The sequence below is a fragment of the Microbulbifer epialgicus genome (assembly GCF_041447265.1).
Classification (GTDB): Bacteria; Pseudomonadota; Gammaproteobacteria; order Pseudomonadales; family Cellvibrionaceae; genus Microbulbifer; species Microbulbifer epialgicus.
Map to the genome: position 1 here is coordinate 1 of NZ_JBGMEK010000186.1, position 2,835 is coordinate 2,835.

General features: G+C 44.7%; 3 protein-coding genes. All 3 read right to left on the minus strand.

The features are described from left to right. Positions 1–734: 734 nt before the first annotated feature. Complete coding sequence (locus ACCI49_RS24210; RefSeq protein WP_108732064.1) at positions 735–971, minus strand: hypothetical protein; 237 nt, start codon at positions 969–971, stop codon at positions 735–737. Continuing rightward, a complete protein-coding gene (locus tag ACCI49_RS24215; RefSeq protein ID WP_108732065.1) occupies positions 968–1,477 on the minus strand; it encodes a Tse2 family ADP-ribosyltransferase toxin in 510 nt (169 codons plus the stop codon). The genes ACCI49_RS24210 and ACCI49_RS24215 overlap by 4 nt, the downstream gene beginning before the upstream one ends. Positions 1,478–2,460: 983 nt before the next feature. Beyond that, a partial coding sequence (locus ACCI49_RS24220) for a transposase (protein ID WP_371837343.1) occupies positions 2,461–2,835 on the minus strand: 375 nt, incomplete at its 5' end.

Here is a 2,835-nt window from a genome sequence, read left to right on the forward strand (position 1 = left end):
TGGAGGGGGTATCTTGGCAGCCTGCCAAAGCAAGTTGAACAATGTGGTTCATGTACCGCTTACCTTATAACGCCGGCCACACAGGCGAGCAGAACGCGGTGTAGCGAGTCCAGCCGAATGAGCTTTTCGCATCTGGCGATTGTGCTGGCCTTTGGTACCCCAGCATGGGCGTGGACTAATGGGGTGAAAGTCCTCAGTAGGAGGATCACCATTTAATGGGTTCCATTAAATGCTAACTACTAGCGAATGGCAACTGTAATACCGTGATGTCTTGTGGGGAGGTCTGTTTAGCTTACTGCTATGAAGCTGTCAGCGTGGCCTGTGGACTCATAAGTAGGCCAAACCTGCTAGCCATCATCGCGAGGATAGACAAAAGTGGTGTAACAAAGCAGAGCCTCGCTCAGTAATGACCAGGTGATTAAACAGAAGTCAGCCGATGGTATATTAGCCGAATGCCAAGATTAATACCTTGGATAGGGTGAAGGCTTGAACCCAAAATCAACGAGTTAAAAGACAGGGCTAGCCTACTGATATGTTTCCAGTTGGATAAATTTGAGGTAGCGCACTGCCATGACATTCAGCTCAAATGAGGAGCTGCTCGACACTATCGTTGGGTAGAGATTCATTGCGGATAGGGAACCGCCCATTGCGGACCCGCACGATGGGTGGTGTGGGGGCCGGTAGCTAGAAACTACCGGCTACCCGATTTAGGCAGGGAAACTAAATACGAAGCGCTACCTTTTTTTGATAGCGATAGATTGAATTTGTTTTAAATCCACAGATTGCTTCTCGGATTTCTGAAAGGTATACAGAAGTTTTTCATAAAACAGTAAATCTTCTTGAAGATCCATTCTTTCATCATCATCTATTTCTTCAGATTCAATATCTAGTTTCAAAAGACCAATATAGCCTTCCAAGGCTGAACGGATATATGATATTTCTTTATAAGATAATTCTCTTAACTCACTCATACCTTTCTCATCTGTGTTCCGATTTCACTTAGTTTATCAGTGAATTCTGATAATTTCATGCTGTATGCAGGCTGGAAGGCATAGTGAAAATGCCCATGTGCGTCAGGCTCAACATCCTTGGCGATAAGAATTCCCTCTGGTATAACGACATTCTTTGGCACATAATACCAACAGTCATTTTTGCCCATTTTAAGTTTTGGGCTCATAGCATCAAATAAAGAGACACCACCTGATTTTTCTAATACATAAAGCTCATCGTTTTCTTTGAAGGTGATTATTTCATTCCTCTTCGAGGTCTCAATCCCCGTTCTTTTATTAACACTCTTCATTGGGCGGCTATCTTCATGATGCCTTAATCTAGTTATTCTTGTAGTATCATTTTTTCCCATTCGATAAATCATTCGTTTATCAAGTTGCTTTAGATAAACAACCGGTTTAGCTATCCGATGTTGCTCCCTAAATTTAGACATAGCTTCATGTCTAGTTAGTGTAGTTTCCAATATCACTATTTTTTCCTTGTTATATTGTTGATGACGTGATTGCCTAACGAGCCGGCGGCAAAGTCGTCAGGTTGTGCGCTTTGGTACGCCCAGTATGGGCGCGGACTAATGGGACGGAAGTACCCTGTAGGAAAATCGCCATTTAATGGATTCTATTAAATGCTAACTACTAGCGAATGGCAACTGCAATACCGTGATGTCTTGTGGGGAGGAAGCCGCTAGCAAACTACGAGCTGACGAACAGAAACATCCTATAAGGCTTAGCTTGGAGGCGAGGTGGCCAAAGGCACCGAAACGGGGTGGTCTAAAGGGTAGAGTCAATGATGCAGTTGTGTAGTGAGAGTTCACGTTCTTAACTGGGGAGGCCGGTTTAGATTACTACTATGAAGCTGTCAACGTTGCCGCTGATTCATAAGTAGGCCCAACCCGCTAGCCCCACCATCGCGGAGATAGAAAAAAGTGGTGGAACACAGCAGCACCTCGGTCAGTAGTGACCAAGGTGATTCAACAGAAGTCAGCCGACGGCATAGTAGCCTAATGTCAAGATTAATACCTTGGACATGGTGAAGGACTGAACCCAAACTCGACGAGTTAAAGGGCAGGGCTGGCCTAGCGATATGTTTCCCGTTGGATAAAGTTGAGGTAGCGCACTGCCATGATACTCAACTCAGATGAAGAGCTGCTCGACACTATCGTTGAGTAGAGATTCATTACGGGTAGGGAACTGCCCATTGCGGACCCGCACGATGGGTGGCGTGGGGGCCTGTAGCTAGGAATTGCCGGCTACCCGATTTATGTGATTAGTCCATAGTAGTTGTTTAATGTTGTGGCAATCAGACTTCCCGCTACGCCCAATTCAATCTGCCAACTCGTATCAATTACTTTAGATAACATAGATTGCATCCACGATTTGACCGAGGGGCCGAATTTGTCCTTTTCAGTTACCGGAAAATTCGAATCATTATTAACCCGGCGGACAAATAGTTCAGTTATGCTGCGTACCTAATTGATTCGTGTCGGAAGTAGGCTGCTACACGCGCGGGCTTCTTTTGTAACATTCTCATGTGAGAAAGCACTTTCCTTTTTAGCTTCTCCTTGGATCGGGCTGGCATGCCACTGTGAACGCCCCCTTTAAGGTCGCAATTCAAATACTCATCTGGATTCAGTTCAGGTGAATATGATGGTAAATAATAAATTTCTATCTCATCCTCGTGCTCTGCCAGCCAAGCTTTAACAAATCGTGCATGATGTACCCTAAGATTGTCCAGAATGAGGTAAACTTTACGCCCCGCTGTTTTGATCAATCGCTTAAGAAAGTCAATCAGCCTATCGGCATTCATACTTCCTTCGTAAATTTGAAAACG